The organism is Streptomyces sp. BJ20, assembly GCF_022869105.1.
In the GTDB taxonomy this organism is placed as follows: Bacteria; Actinomycetota; Actinomycetes; order Streptomycetales; family Streptomycetaceae; genus Streptomyces; species Streptomyces griseoincarnatus.
Window position 1 is genome coordinate 3,675,590 of sequence record NZ_CP094918.1, and the last position, 15,128, is coordinate 3,690,717.

At 71.6% G+C, this 15,128-nt stretch carries 15 protein-coding genes; 11 read left to right on the top strand and 4 right to left on the bottom strand.

Annotated features, from left to right (window positions below; genetic code table 11):
* Nucleotides 1–51: 51 nt before the first annotated feature.
* Both MTR79_RS16575 and MTR79_RS16580 read right to left on the bottom strand, forming a co-directional pair.
* The gene (locus MTR79_RS16575) at nucleotides 52–801 is read right to left on the bottom strand and encodes a hypothetical protein (protein ID WP_244790948.1); all 750 of its coding nucleotides are present in this window, start codon (nucleotides 799–801) and stop codon (nucleotides 52–54) included.
* A 180-nt stretch (nucleotides 802–981) separates the two neighbouring features.
* Nucleotides 982–2,046 carry a VOC family protein gene (locus MTR79_RS16580; RefSeq protein ID WP_244790950.1) on the bottom strand — a complete coding sequence of 355 codons (1,065 nt, stop codon included), beginning with the start codon at nucleotides 2,044–2,046 and terminating at the stop codon, nucleotides 982–984.
* Between the two features lie 423 nt (nucleotides 2,047–2,469).
* Between MTR79_RS16580 and MTR79_RS16585 the strand changes: the two genes are divergently transcribed.
* From MTR79_RS16585 to MTR79_RS16610, 6 genes are all read left to right on the top strand, one after another.
* Nucleotides 2,470–2,913, top strand: a complete 444-nt coding sequence (locus tag MTR79_RS16585) for a MarR family transcriptional regulator (RefSeq protein WP_244790952.1) — start codon at nucleotides 2,470–2,472, stop codon at nucleotides 2,911–2,913.
* Between the two features lie 486 nt (nucleotides 2,914–3,399).
* Nucleotides 3,400–4,656 carry a sedoheptulose 7-phosphate cyclase gene (locus MTR79_RS16590; RefSeq protein ID WP_244790954.1) on the top strand — a complete coding sequence of 419 codons (1,257 nt, stop codon included), beginning with the start codon at nucleotides 3,400–3,402 and terminating at the stop codon, nucleotides 4,654–4,656.
* A complete protein-coding gene (locus MTR79_RS16595; protein WP_244790956.1) occupies nucleotides 4,653–5,477 on the top strand; it encodes a cupin domain-containing protein in 825 nt (274 codons plus the stop codon). The genes MTR79_RS16590 and MTR79_RS16595 overlap by 4 nt, the downstream gene beginning before the upstream one ends.
* Nucleotides 5,474–5,923: a cupin domain-containing protein gene (locus MTR79_RS16600; RefSeq protein WP_189365359.1), complete on the top strand. Its 450-nt coding sequence runs from the start codon at nucleotides 5,474–5,476 to the stop codon at nucleotides 5,921–5,923. The genes MTR79_RS16595 and MTR79_RS16600 overlap by 4 nt, the downstream gene beginning before the upstream one ends.
* Nucleotides 5,924–5,990: 67 nt before the next feature.
* Nucleotides 5,991–6,899, top strand: a complete 909-nt coding sequence (locus MTR79_RS16605; protein WP_189365358.1) for an NADP-dependent oxidoreductase — start codon at nucleotides 5,991–5,993, stop codon at nucleotides 6,897–6,899.
* A gap of 159 nt (nucleotides 6,900–7,058) precedes the next feature.
* Entirely contained in the window at nucleotides 7,059–7,535 is a 477-nt protein-coding gene (locus MTR79_RS16610; protein ID WP_189365357.1) for a MarR family transcriptional regulator, read from the top strand.
* Nucleotides 7,536–7,603: 68 nt separating this feature from the next.
* Here MTR79_RS16610 and MTR79_RS16615 read toward each other — a convergent pair whose 3' ends face one another.
* A complete protein-coding gene (locus tag MTR79_RS16615) occupies nucleotides 7,604–8,218 on the bottom strand; it encodes a TetR/AcrR family transcriptional regulator (protein ID WP_086700175.1) in 615 nt (204 codons plus the stop codon).
* Between the two features lie 104 nt (nucleotides 8,219–8,322).
* Here MTR79_RS16615 and MTR79_RS16620 point away from each other — a divergent pair, with 104 nt between their 5' ends.
* From MTR79_RS16620 to MTR79_RS16630, 3 genes are all read left to right on the top strand, one after another.
* A complete protein-coding gene (locus MTR79_RS16620) occupies nucleotides 8,323–9,090 on the top strand; it encodes an SDR family oxidoreductase (protein ID WP_189365355.1) in 768 nt (255 codons plus the stop codon).
* Between the two features lie 92 nt (nucleotides 9,091–9,182).
* Entirely contained in the window at nucleotides 9,183–9,542 is a 360-nt protein-coding gene (locus tag MTR79_RS16625) for a hypothetical protein (protein ID WP_086700177.1), read from the top strand.
* 208 nt (nucleotides 9,543–9,750) lie between these two features.
* On the top strand, nucleotides 9,751–10,089 hold the full coding sequence (locus MTR79_RS16630; protein ID WP_244790958.1) for a hypothetical protein: 339 nt from the start codon (nucleotides 9,751–9,753) through the stop codon (nucleotides 10,087–10,089).
* 627 nt (nucleotides 10,090–10,716) lie between these two features.
* Here the strand turns inward: MTR79_RS16630 and MTR79_RS16635 are convergent.
* Nucleotides 10,717–11,319, bottom strand: coding sequence for a hypothetical protein (locus MTR79_RS16635; protein WP_244790960.1), 603 nt, complete (start codon nucleotides 11,317–11,319; stop codon nucleotides 10,717–10,719).
* A gap of 975 nt (nucleotides 11,320–12,294) precedes the next feature.
* On the opposite strand from MTR79_RS16635, the gene MTR79_RS16640 reads away from it, so the two are divergent.
* Together MTR79_RS16640 and MTR79_RS16645 are read left to right on the top strand one after the other, a co-directional pair.
* Nucleotides 12,295–14,514: a helix-turn-helix transcriptional regulator gene (locus tag MTR79_RS16640; protein WP_244790962.1), complete on the top strand. Its 2,220-nt coding sequence runs from the start codon at nucleotides 12,295–12,297 to the stop codon at nucleotides 14,512–14,514.
* Between the two features lie 6 nt (nucleotides 14,515–14,520).
* A complete protein-coding gene (locus MTR79_RS16645) occupies nucleotides 14,521–15,078 on the top strand; it encodes an XRE family transcriptional regulator (RefSeq protein ID WP_244790964.1) in 558 nt (185 codons plus the stop codon).
* Nucleotides 15,079–15,128: the final 50 nt, after the last annotated feature.

Sequence of the window (15,128 nt, forward strand, 5' to 3'; positions counted from 1 at the left end):
CGCGCGGTGGCGTCCGCCCTCCGGCGGTGTGGTGCGGCGGGTGCTCGACGGTCACCCGGCAGGGGAGTCCAGGTCGTCCAGGCGGATGCCGAACCAGTCGAGGACGCCGACGACGCGGTGGGCCTCCGCGAGGTCGGGCACGGTCGGCCCGGTGACGACACCGTGTCGCGCGAAGGATTCCAGGGACCGGGGCGACAGCGCCACGGCGGTCCCGGGGAGCAGCAGCCGCCGGGCGAGGTCGGCGCCCCGGTCCGGGCCGGCGCCCGGCCGCGTCGACCACAACAGACGCGGGGCCGCCGCGCCGCGGGCGACGGCCTCGGTCCATTGCGGGGAGGCGAGTTCGCGGCGGTGCATGTCGTACAGCAGGTGGGCTCCGGCGATCCCCGCACGGGACCGCATCGCCTTCGCCTCCCAGCCGCCGACCTGATCCAGGCGGGCGTCGACGAGCGCGTCCACGGCCGGGACGCAGTACTCGATGGCGGTGGGCCTGGCGGCGGGGGAGGCGGAGGACACCTCGGACAGCAGTCGCCGCATCAGCCGCCGGTGGCCGGCCCCTCCGTGGACCGGGCCGACGACGCGGATGCCGTGGGCGGTGAGCTGTCCCGAGGAGCGGTTCTCGGAGGCGGGCGGCAGCAGGTCCTGGACGGCGTCGGCCGCCCCGGCGAGGTCGAGGACCGGGCCAGCGGTCGGGCCGTCGGGTTCCGGGGCGTGCCGGCGGTCCAGCCAGAGCGCCACCCGTGCGGCGGCCGCTCGGCGCAGTGGCCCGGCCGGCCGGACCGGTAACGGGGTGAGCGTGTCCATGGGAAGTTCCCTGATGAGTCCGAGTGGGGCGTAGGGCGCGGTGGTGCGCGACGCGGCCGGAGCCGCCGGGCGCGGCGCACCGCGTGCGGCGGATGCTCGGCGGACGCGTACGAGGCCGGGGCGCGGCCCGCCACGCCCGCACAGCCGCGGGCGCCGTCGCGGGGGCCGCCGCCCCGGTCGTCAGGGGCGGTCGTGCCAGCGCAGACTGCCCGGCGTGGCACGGCGGGCCGTGGTCTGCCGCTCGTAGGGCAGTGATCCGTCCGGCATGCTGAGGATCTCCATCTGAATGCCGATGGGAGTGCTGAAGTAGAGCCATCGGTCGCCGGCGATCGACCCCTGGGTGATGGTCTCCGGTTCGCCCATCAGCACCACGCCCCGCTGCTCGCGCAGGTACGCGGCGGCCGCGTCCACGTCGTCGACGTAGAAGGCCAGGTGGTGGCCGCCGATGTCGCTGTTGCGCGGTGGCCGGGAGCGCAGGGCGCCGGTCCCGCTCTGGACGAGCTCGCAGTTGGCGGTCGGCCCGGTGCGCAGCAGGACCCGTCGCGACTGCTCGGCGCCGGGAGGCCGGTGTCCGTCCGGACCGGTGTCGGGTGCCGCCCCGCTCTCCACCACTTCCGCGCCGAGTACGTCGGTGAAGAAGGCGACGCCGGCATCGAGGTCGGCCACGGTGTAACCGACGTGCTCGACGCCCAGCAGGCCCAGAGCGCTCTGTACGGCCGTGGGGTGCGGGTCGGGGGCGGGGACGAAACGCCGTCCGTCGGGCCTGAGCGGCCCGCGCACCGAAAGGAGCATGCCCCAGGGCGTCAGGAACCAGCGGTGGGCCGTGCCGGGAGGGCCCGCCGGCCCGAGACGGACGGTGCCCGCCCGGCGCAGGTGGTCCTCGGCCGCGTCCGGATCGGCGACCGTCAGAGCGAGGTGGTGGCCGCCGACGTCGTTCGGGCCGGGCGGGGCGAGGAGTTGGTCGGGGGCGGTGTACTCGAAGAGCTCGAGGTTGGTGCAGGGACCGAGCCGGACCAGGGCGACCTGGGCGCGGGCCCGTGGGTGGACACCGAGTTTGCGGGTCATCCAGTCCCCGGAGGGGTCCTCGACGGGCCCCTCCCGGTAGCACAGCCGGCCCCCCAGGACGTCGACGGCGTAGGCGACGGCCTCGTCGAGGCGTGGCACCGTGAAGGCGTAGTGGTCCACCGCGCGGGCGGTGGGCAGGCCGGTGTGCACCGGCGGCGACGCCGGGACGGCGTTGAGCATGTTCCCCCCTTGAAACGGCACACCGGGTACGGGTCGGTACGCGGCGCACGAATGCTCGGATGTCGGCCCCGCCGCCTCGCGGCCGGGAACCGGACGGCAGCGACAGTAAGGCAATGTCATTGCGTGCGCAAGGAAGTCTTGCGGTGTTCCGACCCCCGGCGACCCCGCTGAAGCGGCAGTGCGCTGCAGTTTCAGTGTCAGAGGGGGAGATTCGAACTCTGCTCGATTCAAGTAGCGTCCGATCTCCATGTGCAGGCATGGAAAATGTGTGTCACCGAAGGTTCTCTTGACTGCCTGACCCTCCTACCCTGGAGGTGTTCCGGCCGTCCCCGCAGTCGCGGGACCGAGCCCCACCCCCCACCGTGGCCGGAAGGCCCCTTCGGCGGGCGGTGGAAACCTCGGCACTTTGGAGAGGTCGACATCATGCGAGCGCGCAAGGAAGACAGCATCGAGCTGTGGAGCCAGCTGTCGGTCCTGGTCGCGGAGGTCGGGACCGCGCTGGACCGGCGACTCTCGGAGGACTACGAACTGGGCCTCACGGACTTCCTCGCCCTGAGAGCGCTCGCCAACGGTGACCCGTCAGGCATGCGCATGAACGAGCTCGCCCAACTCCTGGGCCTCAACCAGTCGTCCGCCACCCGGGCCGTGCAGCGTCTGGAGTCGCGGAGCCTGGCGGAGAAGGGGGCCCACGCGACCGACCGCAGGGGCGTGGTGGTGCGCGTCACCGACGCCGGCCGCGACCTGGCCGCGGAGATAGGAGGCCTCTTCCGGCGCGAGGTCGGCATGGCGTTCGAGGTGGCGTCCATGGACAACAGGACCAGTTCGGTCGTCGCGCGGTTGCGTTACGCCCCGAGACTCGACCGGTGAGCCGCGTCGACCGCGCGGCCCCGCACCCCGCTCCGTCCGCCCGTGGCCCTCGCCGTCCCCCCGGCGAGGGCCACGGGCGTTTTCCGCCGGGAAGAGGCCCCGCCGGCCCGTGAGGCGTGCCGGTCGGCCGGGTGCCGCCGGGCCGCGGGAGGGACCCCCTGTCTCCTGCGGAAGCCCGCACCGGGCGAGCACTTCCGGCCATCCCGGAACGCGCCGTCGGGAGCGGGATCCAGGTTGCGGAGGCCTCCGCGTCGCCCTGCCGCCGCTTTCCGGCCGAGTCACCGTCGCGGACCCGGACATGTCCTTGCGCACGCAAGGATATGTGTGTCAGGGTCGTCCCCGACGACGGGGGGCAGGCCACGATGCCGTGGCCACGTCCCGCGCAGGCGGCCCAGGAGGCCTTGCCGCGCGGAGACCCGAAAACACTGCCCCGACCGGATTCGCAACGAACCCGAACCCAGACTCTTCGTCGGAGGCGGAAGCCCGATGCAGCAGGACACCCAGACCATGCGGAACAACGACGGTCTCTTCGCGGTGGGCAGCCCGGTCACCCACTGGTCCGTACAGACCAGCAATCCGGTCCAGTACGAGATACGGGCTTGCGAGAACCTCCTCGACCCCGGGAACTCCACCATCCTGGAGGACGCCTCGGGCAGCAGCGGCCAGCGCCGCCTCATCGTCACCGACGGGGTGGTCGACTCGCTCTACGGCGACCGTGTCCGCGCCTACTTCGACCACCACGGCGTCGAGCACCGGGTGCTGGTCCTGAACGACGGCGAGACCCACAAGTCCATGAACGCGGTGCTCCAGGTCACCGAGGCCCTCGACGCCTTCGGCATCGACCGCCGGCGCGAGCCCGTCATCGCCATCGGCGGCGGGGTGCTGATGGACATCGTCGGGTTCGCGGCCAGCCTGTACCGCCGTTCCACCCCGTTCATCCGGATCCCCACCACGCTGATCGGCCTGGTGGACGCGGGTGTCGGCGCCAAGACCGGGGTCAACCACAACGGCCACAAGAACCGGCTCGGCACCTACTTCCCCGCGGACCGCACCCTGCTCGACCGCTCCTTCCTGGCCACGCTCGACGCGCGGCACATCAGCAACGGCCTGGCGGAAATCCTCAAGATCGCCCTGATCAAGGACGCCCGCCTGTTCGACCTGCTGGAGCAGCACGGAGCCGACCTCCTGCGGAACAAGCTCCAGAGCCCGGCGGCCGTCGGCCCCACCCCCGCCGACGCGCCGGTGGACCAGCGCCTCGCCGCCCGCGGACTGCACCTCGACCCGGCGACCGAGGTCGTCGAACGGGCCATCCAGGGCATGCTGGAGGAACTCCAGCCCAACCTGTGGGAGAAGGTGCTGGAGCGAGTCGTGGACTACGGCCACACCTTCAGCCCGACCATCGAGATGCACGCGCTCCCCGCGCTGCTGCACGGCGAGGCGGTGGCCGTCGACATGGCGCTCACCACCGTGCTGGCCGAGCGGCGCGGCCTGGTCAGCTCCTACCAGCGTGACCGCGTCCTCGATGTGATGGCGCGCCTGGGACTGCCGGTCTGGCACCCGCTGTGCACGCCCGAGGTGCTCGGCGACGCCCTGCGCGACACCGTGCGGCACCGCGACGGCAAGCAGCGACTGCCGCTGCCCGTCGGCATCGGCAGCGCGCTCTTCGTCAACGACGTCACGGAAGGTGAACTGGCCGCCGCGGCCGAGTCGCTGGCGGCCCTCCGCTCCGGAGTCTCCCGGTGACCACCGAAGCCGCCGTCCGCCCCGGCCCGGTCCCGTCCGCGGACCCGGCGTCCGGCCGTACCGCGTGCCACGAGCCGCGGACCTCCCCGGCGCCCTGGCGTTCGCTCGGAACCGTGGCCGGCGCCGCGACCGTGTACGGCGTGCACGGCGCCGCCGGACGTACCCGCTGGAAGTGCTTCGCGGGACGCCGCCAGCTCCACTCGCCCACCGAGGCCGTCGAGTGGGCGTCCGTGCCCCCGGGCGGCCTCAGCGGGGAGCACCGCCACACCCGCACCGAGGAGATCTACCTCGTCCTGAGGGGAAGGGGCGAATTCCTGTTCAACGGCCGACCGCACCCGGTCGGCCCCGGAACGCTCGCCCTGACGGCCCCCGGCAACGTGCACGGGCTGCGCAACACCGGGAAGGACGATCTCGACTGGTGGGTCATCGAGACCCTCGCACCCGGCACCGACGCCGTTCTGTCCGGAGCCGCACACCACCACCCGGGAGTACCCCCCATGGGCGAAGCAGTCATCCACGACCTCTTCAAAGAGCGCACGGTTTCCACCAGTGGGGTCTTCACCGGCCCGCTACGGCAGGTGGAGGTCGTCGAACTCGACGCCGGCGAGCGGACCCGGCTGGGAGCCCCGGACGCCGAACTGGCCGTCTTCGTGCACGAGGGGACGGGCCGGGCCACCGCCGACGGCCACACGGCCGCCCTGGCTTCCGACACCTGCCTCACCCTCGGCGCGTCGACCGTCACGGGCGTCGAGGCCGTCACCCCGCTGCGGCTGCTGGTCGTGACCCTGTCCGTCCCGCGTTCCGCGCCGGAGGCGTCGTGATCATCTCTACCACCGACGACGCCGTTCGAGTCGCCGTCCCCTCGGACACGGGCCAGGGCGCGGAGAGGGAAGCCGGCACGTCCACGGGCACGGGCCCACGCACCGGTGGCGGGGACGCGGCGGCCATGTGGACCTGCCTGGTGCGCCGGGGAATGCTGCACAGCGAATGCGAGGCGGTGGAGCACTGGCGGCTTCCGCCCGGCGGCGTGCTGGCCTCCACCCCGCAACACGGAGTGGAGGAGGCGGTGCTCGTCCTCAACGGCGAGCTACGGCTCACCACGGAGTCCGCGGAGCGAGTCCTCCGGGCCGGGCAACTGGCGCTCCTGCCGCACGGCGCGCAGGCCCGCCTGACCGCCGAGGGAGCCCAGACCCGGCTGCTCGTCCTGCGGACGCTCACCGCCTCCGTCACCGGCCGGCTGCCGTCCCGCATCCCCGAACTGGTCTGATGCTCGCAGGGCGGTGCGGCGCGGCGGGCCCGCGGTGCACCGCCCCGGTCAGGAAAGCGAACACATCATGCGTGCTGTAGTTCTGACGTCGTTCGGCGGCCCGGAAGGGCTGTCGGTCTCCGAGATCGCGGAACCGGCCGGCCCGGACCCGGACGGCGTCCTCATCCGGACGGCCGCCGCCGCGGTCAACCCGGTCGACCTCCAGACCCGTGGCGGCCTGCACACCGGGCACAGCGCCTTCCGCCCGCCGATGGTCCTCGGCTGGGACGTGGCGGGCACCGTCACCGCGGTGGGGGAGCAGGTCACCCGCTTCCGGCCCGGTGACCGGGTCGTGGCGATGTCGGCGCAGATGGCGACCGGGCGCGGTACGTACGCGGAGACCGTCGCACTGCCGGCGGACATCGTCGCCCCGGCCCCGAGGACGGTGGAGCTGACCACCGCGGCGGGTCTGCCGCTGGCATCACTCGCCGGCGCCCAGGCGCTCGACGCCTTCGACCTGCCCGCCGGGGCGACCCTGCTGGTCACCGGCGCGGTGGGGGCGGTCGGCGGGATGGCGGTCCAGCTCGCCAAGCTTCGCGGCTGGAGGGTGGTGGCGCAGGTGCGGTCCGCCCGCGACGAGGACACGGCCCGGGCCCTGGGCGCCGACCGGGTGGTGGATGAGGCGGGCCTTTCGCCGAGAACCGTCGACGGCCTGCTGGAGACCGCCGGCCTGCCGGGCGCGATCAGCGCCGTACGGGACGGCGGGCGCGTGGTCTCCATCGTGCCGACCCGGGTCCCCGCCGCCGAACGCGGCATCCGCGTGACCGTCTCCCACGTGGAACAGGACGGCCCCCGCCTGGCCGAGATGGCGGCCCTGGTGGACGCCTCGAAACTGCGACTGCGCACCTCGAAGCAGCTCGGGTTCGAGGACGCGGCCGAGGCCCACCGGCTTCTGGAGGCGGGCGGCGTACGAGGAAAGCTCCTCCTCCTGCCCTGACCGACCACTTCCCGAAGCTCGGGCGCCTGAGCACGGACAGCGGGGCCCGGCGCCGGAGCCCCCCCCCGGGTACGGACACCGCCCCCCCAGGGCGACCGGGCCGCCGCACCCGCATCCCCAGGCCCCGCACCCGGCTGAGCGAGGACGGACCGCACCTACGTGGCAGAGCCGTACACGAACGAAAACCATGACGCCGAAACGGAGAACGTCTCCCGGCTCTGGGAGCGTGTCGTCCCCATGTTCTCCCTGCTGGAGGGCCGGCTGGACCGAGTGCTGACGCTCCGCCACAACGTCGGGCTGGGCCAGCTGATGGCGCTCGGGGTCCTGGCCGGCGAGCAGTCGACGCCCGCGACCGTCAGCGACGTCGCCCGACGACTGGGGCTGAGCGTCTCGGCGGCCAGCCGCATGCTCGCGCACCTCGAACGGTCCGGCTGGACGGACAAAGTGGCCTGGCCATGCGACCGGCGCACCAGCCGCGTCGCCATCACAGAGGCCGGCCTCGCCGTGTGGAGACGCGCCAGGGAGACTCTCGAGCGCGAACTCGACCACGCCTTCACCACCCTGAAGTTCGACGAGCGGTACGCGCACGTGGCGTCCCGGCTGTGCCGCGTGGACGGGGGACCGCCCGCTCTCTGAAAGCCGACCGGTCGCCGTGACCCGCCCGTGCGGCACCGGCGGCCGGCACACCTTCCCGGTCCGGTGCTTCAGGAGGAAGCATCGGAAGGCGGCCAGACGGTCATGGCGAGCTCGGCCACGCGGCGCAGTTCCTGCGCGGTGGCGCCGTCACGGGCCTGCTGCGACATGCCCTGGACCACGGCGGCGAAATAGACGGCCAGGGCACGGGTGTCGGTGTCCTGGCCGAGTGAGCCCCGGCTCCGGGCGTCCTCCAGGCGGGTCTCGAAGGACCGTACGTTCGCTCTGCGGCGTTCACGCAGGTCCCGCTCGATGTCGGCGGTCTGTTTGGAGTAGTTGGTCGCGGCTGTGATGACCAGGCAGCCCGCGGGATGCGAGGGATCGGTGTAGGCCAGGGCAGCCTCGTCCAGCATCCGCGCGAAGCCCCTGCGCGGGTCGCTCTCCTCGGTGAGCGCCTTGTCCATGAAGGCGCCGAACGTGCCGCCGTACCGCTCGACGACTTCGTGGAAGAGCGTGCGCTTGTCGCCGAAGGCCGCGTAGAGGCTCGGCGGCGAGATCCCCATCGCGGAGGTCAGGTCGGCGATGGACGTGCCCTCGAAGCCGTGCTGCCAGAACAGTGAAGTGGCCTGCGCGAGTGCCGTGTCACGGTCGAAACCTCGTGGCCGGCCGCGCTTCGTCGTCGTCATGCACAAATTTTACAGCGATCGCTAAGAAAATGATGTACCGTTTCCATAGTCAGCGCTACAGAAAGTCTGTACGCGCAGCACACATACGAGCAGAAAGGGAGACCATGGGTGCGCTCACGGGCAGGACGGCACTGGTGACGGGAGGCAGCCGCGGCATCGGCCGGGCGATCGCCGAGCGGCTCGCCGCCGACGGCGCCACGGTGGCCGTGCACTACGGACGCAGTGCCGCGGCCGCCGACGAGGTCGTCGAGGGCATCCGCGCCAAGGGCGGTACCGCCTTCACGGTCCACGCCGAGCTGGGAGCCGAGGGGGACGTGGCGACCCTCTGGGAGAGCTTCGACCGGCAGGTACTGGAACACGCCACCAGCACCGGCCTCGACATCCTCGTGAACAACGCCGGCGTCACTCCGCGCGGCGAGATCGACGAGACCACGGCCGAAGCATTCGAGGAAGCCGTCGCCGTCAACATGCGCGCGCCGTTCTTCCTCACCCAGCAGGCGCTGAAGCGGCTGCGCGACGGCGGGCGGATCGTCAACGTCTCCTCCGGCGCGACGCGGATCGCCCTGACCGACATCATCGCGTACGCCATGACCAAGGGGGCGATCGACGCCTTCAGCCTCACCCTCGCCAAGGCGCTCGGCCCTCGCGGCATCACCGTGAACTCCGTCGCGCCCGGCATCATCGACACCGACATCAACGCCTCCTGGCTGCGGGGCAACGAGGCCGCCGAACGCTCCGCGGCCGAGCTCTCCGCCCTCGGCCGGGTGGGCCGCCCCGAGGACGTGGCCGACGTGGTGGCCTTCCTCGCCTCGGACGACGCCCGCTGGGTGACCGGGCAGGTCCTCGACGCCACCGGAGGTTCGCAGCTCTGACCGGCGGGCCCGGAGCCGGGCACGGATGTCGAAGGGAAACCGTGCCGGCACCACATCGTGCCGGCACCACAACCGACACTCAGGGGGAACTCATGCACGTCGTCATCGCCTGGTGGGAACAGCACCGCAACGGCACCCAAAGCCACACCGGAACCACCCGCCAGGTCATGCCCTCGACATCCTTCGCACCCCGACAGGGCGCGACCGCACTCACCGCCGACATCCCCGGCCTGCGGTCCGGCCGGTGGATCACCGACCCGGCAGCGAACCTCCAGGGCCTGGCTCTGATCTGGGACTCGGCGGCCAGCGCCGACCTCAACCTGCCGAACGTGTGCGACCGCACATTCGGCTGCGCGCCCTCGCACCGCTGGACCTTCGAGCTCCCCGGCACTCCGCCCCAGGACAACCTGCAGAGCCTCCCCGACGAGCTCAACGTCCTCCTGCACGCCTGACCTGGCGCACCCGCGTCCGGGCCGGACGGCCGAACAGCCGCCCGGCCCGGAACAGCCCACTGCGGCACCCTCCCCGCGCGACCGCCGACCACCGTGCCGTCGCCACGCCGGCAGAGGCACCCTTCCAGGCTCCGCCGGTGGTGGTGCCGAAGAACCAGGCGGCGGTGGCGAGGTGAGCACGGGACCGCCGAAGAGGAGCAGTGCGACGGTGAGCGAGCCGTGCTCGGTGGGGTGGGCGATGGCGAGTTCGCTGCCGACGGCGAGGACGACCAGGGCGGCCAGGACCAGGCAGGCGCTGTTGACGCCATGGCGGACCGAACGGACGGGCCGGGCCGTGGGTGACGGAGCCGGTGATGATGTCCTCGCCGCCGCCGGAGCGGGCCGCCCACAGGCACAGTCCGTGGACGCCCTCGCCGTCGAGATCATCGAGGACCCCGCCAAACGGGAGGGCGCGGACCTGGGATTGGACAAGCCCGGCACAGACGGCGACCCCCCTGACCAACGGCCGGGCTGGGGCACGTGGGTGACACGCGTGCTGGGGGCGTGAACAGGTGAGGGCCTTCTGGTTCCGGTCTCGGCACCTCTCCGGCAGCCGCCGTCGAGAAGCGGTGCGATGAACAGCGCCTTGTTACTGATCGTGCCTGGTACCAGACCGACTACGACGTCACATTCCGTATCTGCGTCGAGCCCGGGGGAAACCAGACAAAGGTTTCCGTCGAAAACTTCAAGTGCGGCCGGAACGCCGCCTTTCGTGATGACGACGATGTGGAATGCCATACGGTCGGAGGCCAGGTTCGTATCACGAAGAACGGTGTGAGCGCATTCGTGCCTCTGCAGCCGAGGCTGGTCGACCAGGGAAGTTGGGTCTTCGGGGATGACTACACGTTCCCATACACGCCCCAGTTCAGCGGAATCCGCTGCTGATCAGCGCCCACCTGCCCCTCAGGAGCTGTGCCACAACCCGCGATTGGTGACGCTGTGAGCGGATCGTCGTGGTGTGCCGGCGCGTTCGTACGGCGATCGGAGGCGGGCAGCGTGTGGTGGGTGGTCAGGTGCCCGCGACATTTCGGAGGGCGCCCGGAGACCACCCACCGGCGTAGCTCCTACAGCGGGCGTGTGGACGGTCCGCGCCAAGCCGGCCGGTGACGGGCGGGAGGCCCTGCTGGGCAGACCGTCAGGGCTGGTCCTCGACGTTCGGGAGCTCGGACTTCAGGAGCTCGGAGTTTCTACTCATGAGCTGCTGCCGCAGCTCAGGCGTCCTGCTGAGCACATAGTTCATCACCGGCTGCAGCGCCGGCGGGACTCCCATGTTCGTCATAATCTCCCCCCTCCTCTCCCCCGTGCGGCCGTACAAGAGCATGTCGGCCCCGAAGGCCTTGTCGTAGTAGGACAGGAACCCGTCGACGAGAACGTCGCGGAGGTATGAGGGGCTGCTGGCCAAGTCCTTGACGCCGTGGATCTTCTGCCCTTCGACGATGAACTTCCGCAGTGTCTGAGCTGTGTCTTCGTCCGTCAGCTGCTCCAGAGAAGCGAGCAGGCGTTGGCTCTGCGCGTCCACCCCCGAGTGAGTGGGGAGGAGCGCGCCAAGGGAAGGGGTGTCGTCGGTGCTCTGCTGCACCGCAGCGCCGTCGAATCCGATGTCTGCGGGCGAGGCGTAGGCTGGAGCGCCCATCCCAAGAGCAGCGCCGGCGGTGCCGATCGTGAGGACCCCGGTGAGCAGGACCTGGCTCCGGCGGCCCTGGGCACGGTGCCGGCCTGCGGGGCGAAAGACGTGCATCGGATCTCCTTCGTGGTGCGTGTTCACCCGGTGAACGACTCGGGACGACGGCCGGTCACTGGGACCGCCGGCGGTCGAGCGTGTCTCACGGAGGGCCAGGACTGCCGGGCGGGCCACCGCACGAACTGGCTGTAGGCGACCACTCGGCGCGGCGCCAACCGGAGTAGCCCAGTGCGCCAGGCCACGCTCCTGCGGTGCGCCTGAGCGGGTGGAGTCGCATCCACCAGGCACAGGTGACTGAGCGTAACGAGAATGATGTTCTGGCACAGCTTCTGAGCTTGTTCTCCATCTACCGTCCGCGCCATAGGGCGGGGACGGGCGGTTCCAGACGGCGTCTGACCGGCTGACAACCTCGCGAAATTCGCGGGCACTTCGGCGCGACAGGGCCTGCATCACGGCATCGAGGAGGGCCCGGGATTCGAGAGGGTTGCCGCAGCAGTACCAGTGCACGTTGCCCCACTCGTGGTCGTGCCACAGATCCCGCTCGGGCTGGTGGACGTAGTTCTTCCACAGGCCTACAGCTGTGCTGACATCGCCTGGCTGCAGATAGTTGCGGGTGTGCTCGAGGCGGCTGATCTCGGACAGCGCACGCGAAGACAGGCCGTCGATGACCGGCCTTGCACCCGTTGTCCGGTGGCTGCCGGGGGCGCCGGCACGGATCTGCCCTGGCCGTCTACGCGGCATGGACCTTTCGGTTCGTCGTCATGCGGCACATGGTGCCACGGTCTCGCACGGCGTCTCGAACGGATTCCCTCGCATGGGAATCCGCCGGACGTAGAGACGGCCTTCGCCTGATCCTGAGCTCCGACCAAGGTGCGCGTGACCACGACCCTCGGCCAAGGAGCACGAAGCAGCTGAGGTCCGAGGGCACCCCTTCCCGGAACAACCGTGCCAACCGCCGCTTACGGGATCCGTACGCGTTCGGTACGCGAAAAGTGCGCTTCACGCTAGGGTTGCGGGAACAGGAGGTGCTGCATGTCCGAGCTGTTCGACGCGGTCGACGCGCTCATCGCGTCCCGCTCCCCGTTGCCGCCCCCGGCGGAACGCAAGCGGCTGCGCCAGGCGCACGGCCTGACGCTGGACGAGGTGGCCGCCGCACTGCAGGTGCGGCGCGCGACGGTCAGCGGCTGGGAGGCCGGCAAGACCGAACCGCGGCCACCGGAGCGCGACGCATACGCCCGCATGCTCAAGCAACTCGCCCAGCTCTACCCCGCAGTCGCTCCGGTGCCCCCCGAGGACACGGCGATCCCCGAGACCCCTGCCGTTCCAGCCGCTCCTGCGCCCTCGGCAGCTGAACCGGCCCAAGCCCGCACCGCACCCACAGGCCCGGCTGCCAAGCCCGCGAACACCGCACTCCGCCCCGTCGCCCCTGCCGCTGTACCGAGCCCGGCTGTCTCGACCAGGCCGACCTCGCGGCGCCCGGCCGCGAAGAGGGCCGCCCCCGCCAGCGCCCCGGCGGGCGGCACCGACCCGCGGTTCGAGAACGGTCCGCTTGCGGTCGTCGACGTTGCCGACGGCCAGGTGCTGGCGTACTGCGTCGGCGGCCTGGTCCTGGACGTGGCTGCCAAGTCGCTTCCCGCGCTGGTGGAGTGGACGCTGCGCGAAGGGCGGTTCGGCCAGCCGAAGTTGTCCGGGCCGGGCAAGGACGCCGACCCGCTGATCGTGCTGACCGGGGCCGCCTGCGAGCACTACGGCCTGCCCGTCACGCTCACACAACAGGAGCGCCTGGCCGGGCGGCTGCCGGAGGGCCACAAGGTCATCAAGCAGCTGACGCGTGCCAACTGGCAGCTGACCAAGCGCGGCTTCGGGCCGTGGGCGCGGATCTACCGCCCCGCACAGGGCTCGGAGCGGGCGTGCGTGCAGTTGTGCATCCCGTCGTGGGACGCGCTCGACACCCGACACTGGGCCGACGCGGGGCAGCTGCCGCCGGCGGACCTGGCCCGGCTGCTGGGCACGTATGCGGCCCGCGTGATGACCCCGCGCGGGTCGACCGCCGTGACCGGTCTGGAGCTGATGACCGCCCTGCACCCGCCGACCCGCGCCTCCCAACCGGACGCGACGGGCAAGCGGCACTCCGAGCACAACCCCGGCTCGTTGGGCAAGGACCCGGTGGACTGCGCGCCGTGCGAGGCACCCGACGGGCACCCGCTGCTCGCCGATCTGCCGCGTTTCCACCAGCGCACCCCGGCCGAGGTCCTGGTGGAGGAGGCGTACGACTGGGCGCGCCCGCTCACCGACGCCGAATGCCTTCGCCCCCACCTGGTGGGCATCGACGTGAACATGGCCTTCGCCGCCGGCGCGAACGGCCTTAACGTCGGCCTGGGCGCGCCGACGCACGTCAAGAGCCCCGTCTTCGATCCGAAACTGCCCGGCTCCTGGCTGGTCGACCTGAGCCACGTCGACCTGTCCCGCGTGAAGCTCGCCAATCAGTGGACGGATCTGGACGGCGAGCTGCTGCCGAGCCCGTTCACCCCGAAAGGCGAGCGCCCGCAGGGGCCGGCCTGGTACGCCACGCCGACCGTGGCGTACGCGGTGGAGCTCGGCTACGACGTCCGCCCGATCGAGGCATACGTCCGCCACGACAACGGCCGCTACCTGGACGCCTGGTACAACCGGCTGCGCGACGCCTACCTCGCCACGATGGCCGACCTCGGCGTGTACGCCGACATGCCGCCGGCCGAATTCCTCGCGGCGATGGACGGCTACCGGCAGCGTGACCCTCAGCTGGCGATCGTGGTGTCCGCGATCAAGGCGACCGTGAAGGGCGGCATCGGCAAGCTGCGCGAACGCCCGCGCGGCGAGGGCTGGAAGCCCGGGCAGCCCTGGCGGGCCCTTGCCCGGCCCACCTGGCGCCCGGACATCCGCGCCGCCGTCATCTCCCGCACCCGCATCAACATGCACCGCAAGATCGTCAAGCACGCCGCCTTCACCGGCCAGTACCCGGTCGCGATCCTCTCGGACTGCGCCGTCTACGCCTCCGACGGACCCACCCCGCTGGACTTCCTGCCCTACCGGGACGGCAAGCCACTGCCCGGCGGCTTCAAACTCGGACTGAACCCGGGCCTGGTGAAGCACGAGGGCACCCAGAGCGTGCTGTGGGGCGAGGGCGTCCGCGAGCAGTTCAACGCCCCGGAACTCAACCTCGCCCGGTACATCAAGGACGGCACCGTCACCGACCAGGACACCGGGGAGTAGACCGCGATGAGCATGTTCGGGGACGGCCTGGACGCCGCGGTGCAGAAGGCGTTCACCCGCCCGGTGCCCAAGAGCGCGCCCGCGCAGATGCGGTACCTGGTCAAACAGCTCAAGGGCACCAAGGCGGTCGCCCAGATGCTGCGCATCTCCCAGCGCACCGTCGAGCGGTACGTGAAAGACCAGATCAAGAAGCCCCGCCCGGACCTCGCCGCCCGCCTGGAAGGCGAGGTGAAGAAGAGGTGGCAGCCGCAGATCCGGGCCAAGGCCCGGCAGAAGGCGGCGACCACCGGCGGCATCGTCATCGACACCCGCGCCCGCATCGGCTACACCGCGCCGATCGGGACGACGGACGAGGACCGCCTCCGGCACCTGACGGTCGCGCTGCCGCCGCAGTACGCCGCCCGCCTCTTCGACGCCCAGGAGCGGGGAGCCAGCGACCAGCAGATCCAGCAGATCGCCGCCGAAGCCCTCAAGGAGGTGTACTTCCAGGACGACGGACGCCGCGCAGGCCAGCTGGAGGAGGTCCGCTTCACCGACATCGAGCACCTCGAGTTCGACCTCTGACCCACCGTTGCCTGAAAGTCCGGGACAGGCTGCGTGACCACGGCGTACGG

Excerpts from the sequence above, each read along its gene's own strand:
- MTR79_RS16575 (WP_244790948.1), bottom strand. The coding sequence starts at position 801 with ATGGACACGCTCACCCCGTTACCGGTCCGGCCGGCCGGGCCACTGCGC.
- MTR79_RS16580 (WP_244790950.1), bottom strand. The coding sequence starts at position 2,046 with ATGCTCAACGCCGTCCCGGCGTCGCCGCCGGTGCACACCGGCCTGCCC.
- MTR79_RS16585 (WP_244790952.1), top strand. The coding sequence starts at position 2,470 with ATGCGAGCGCGCAAGGAAGACAGCATCGAGCTGTGGAGCCAGCTGTCG.
- MTR79_RS16590 (WP_244790954.1), top strand. The coding sequence starts at position 3,400 with ATGCAGCAGGACACCCAGACCATGCGGAACAACGACGGTCTCTTCGCG.
- MTR79_RS16605 (WP_189365358.1), top strand. The coding sequence starts at position 5,991 with ATGCGTGCTGTAGTTCTGACGTCGTTCGGCGGCCCGGAAGGGCTGTCG.
- MTR79_RS16615 (WP_086700175.1), bottom strand. The coding sequence starts at position 8,218 with ATGACGACGACGAAGCGCGGCCGGCCACGAGGTTTCGACCGTGACACG.
- MTR79_RS16620 (WP_189365355.1), top strand. The coding sequence starts at position 8,323 with ATGGGTGCGCTCACGGGCAGGACGGCACTGGTGACGGGAGGCAGCCGC.
- MTR79_RS16625 (WP_086700177.1), top strand. The coding sequence starts at position 9,183 with ATGCACGTCGTCATCGCCTGGTGGGAACAGCACCGCAACGGCACCCAA.
- MTR79_RS16635 (WP_244790960.1), bottom strand. The coding sequence starts at position 11,319 with ATGCACGTCTTTCGCCCCGCAGGCCGGCACCGTGCCCAGGGCCGCCGG.
- MTR79_RS16640 (WP_244790962.1), top strand. The coding sequence starts at position 12,295 with ATGTCCGAGCTGTTCGACGCGGTCGACGCGCTCATCGCGTCCCGCTCC.
- MTR79_RS16645 (WP_244790964.1), top strand. The coding sequence starts at position 14,521 with ATGAGCATGTTCGGGGACGGCCTGGACGCCGCGGTGCAGAAGGCGTTC.